2 protein-coding genes are annotated in these 1,922 nt (G+C 39.7%); both read right to left on the bottom strand.

What is annotated here, in order from left to right; translation table 11 throughout:
- Nucleotides 1–75 precede the first annotated feature (75 nt).
- Nucleotides 76–1,272, bottom strand: coding sequence for a group II intron reverse transcriptase/maturase (gene ltrA / locus EMN46_RS18440; protein ID WP_368667581.1), 1,197 nt, complete (start codon nt 1,270–1,272; stop codon nt 76–78).
- The gene (locus EMN46_RS18435; protein ID WP_154202484.1) at nt 1,238–1,489 is read right to left on the bottom strand and encodes a hypothetical protein; all 252 of its coding nucleotides are present in this window, start codon (nt 1,487–1,489) and stop codon (nt 1,238–1,240) included. Before EMN46_RS18435 ends, ltrA begins: the two co-directional genes overlap by 35 nt.
- Between the last annotated feature and the right edge of the window lie 433 nt (nt 1,490–1,922).

Below are 1,922 nucleotides of genomic sequence, written 5' to 3'. Positions count from 1 at the left end.
AATCGAGTAGGTTGGGGGATTACTCCCCCGCCCTCTCACACCACCGTACGTACTCTCGTATACGGCGGTTTCAAATTAATTTTGTAACAGTGCGTATTTAATCGACATATTAAACAAACCTAAATCCTCGAACCATTTTAGGTTCATAGCTTGATGAACTTGCGGACAACCCGATTTCCGCCACCACCCTTTACCCGAAAGGGCTAAAATCCAACTTTGCCAATTGGGAACTCCCAAACTTTTCAAAAATCGTTTAAGCGTTATGGCTCGCTTGCATTGTTTCAGACGGTAACATCGTAATTTTCGACGTATCCATGCATCTAGGTTACGCAAAAGACTTTTACATTTAGCGATGTGAAAATAATTTAACCAACCTCGAAGAATTCGTGTCAACTCCGAAACTACTTTTTCGAAGCTAACACCAYTGTTTCTTTTGGTTARTTCTCTTATTTTCATCTTTAGACGAACGATACTTTGATTGGCTATGACAATCATACCAGAATCGAGTATAGTATAACCTAAAAATTTGGTCTCGCTACTTTTGCAAACCTGACTTTTCTGTTCATTGACTTTTAACTTGAGTTTGCTTGTGAGATATGAACTAACAGATTCCTTTACTCTTGCGCCTGCTCTTTGGCTGCGAACAAAAATGCTGAAATCGTCGGCATATCGAACAAAGTAATGTCCTCGCTTTTCAARTTCCTTATCCAATTCATCTAAAACAATATTGGATAAGAGTGGAGAAAGTGGACTTCCTTGAGGTGTTCCTTTCAGGCGTTGATGAACTAAGCCACCAATCATGACCCCACTTTGCAAGTATTTGCGTATAAGCTTTAGAAGTGCCTTATCTTTGATTAAGTTTGATAAACGATACATTAGCCTATCGTGATTAACTTCATCAAAGAAACTCTTCATATCCATATCTACAACCACGTATCTTCCCTCTGTAACGTAACTACTTGCCCGTTTTATAGCTTGCTGTGCATTACGTTTCGGACGAAAACCATAGCTGTGATCTGAAAATACTTGTTCATAAATAGGGGTTAAAACCTGAGAAATTGCCTGCTGGATAATTCTGTCTTTTACCGTTGGAATWCCCAAATGGCGTACACCTCCATTGGGCTTAGGTATTTCTACTGCTTTTACAGCCGAGGGAAGGTATTCACCCCGAAGTATCTGGTTCACTAACTCATCTCCTTCTTTTGCAAACCAGGCAGAAAAATCTCCTACTGGAACCTTATCTATTCCTGCTACGCCCTTGTTCTTTTTCACTTGCTTGTAGGGCTCTGTTCAAGTTATCTGCAGAGCATACAATACAGATTAATTCTCCTGTAAAGACTCGTCCTTGATTCATCTCTTTACCTATTTGTTCCGTCAATGTTGTTATCGTTCCGTTTACGTCTTTACGATTTGCAGATTGACCAATAGCCTCCTTTTTATATTCTACAAACATATCTCGTTGGTAAGCTATCTGTTGCTGGTACTCCATAGGTAAAAGTCTTATCCGACTGCTTCTTTAATTAATTGATTCAGACCTTCTCTCTGTAAAAAAAAATACAGAAATACTATGTCCTCTGCTGACTTCTCATCTCCTTTAGCTGATTGTCTCCGCTCAGTTTGTTGTTTTGTACAACAGATGATGAGATATCTCGGGATAAGATAACATACTTTCGTCACGTCCTACTTGATTTACTCTAAGTGGTTACGATTGACTTTCGGGCTTTCCCAATCCATTGCTCGGTTCCCCCCACTAGTAAGCCTTATATCAAGTTTCTGTTCGTTAGAACGATGACTTTGCTGATGGCTTTCTTCAGATTTGCAGTCACCCACAACACCCTTGCCAATTGCTAGTTCTTCCTGTCAACTGGGTGAACTCAAGAACATTTCATCTTGATAGCACATTAACATACCCGACATACAAA

It is taken from the genome of Ancylomarina sp. 16SWW S1-10-2, assembly GCF_009669305.1.
Lineage (GTDB): Bacteria > Bacteroidota > Bacteroidia > Bacteroidales > Marinifilaceae > Ancylomarina.
The sequence above is the reverse complement of the archived record's forward strand: the minus strand, read 5'-3'. Positions and strand labels throughout refer to the sequence as shown.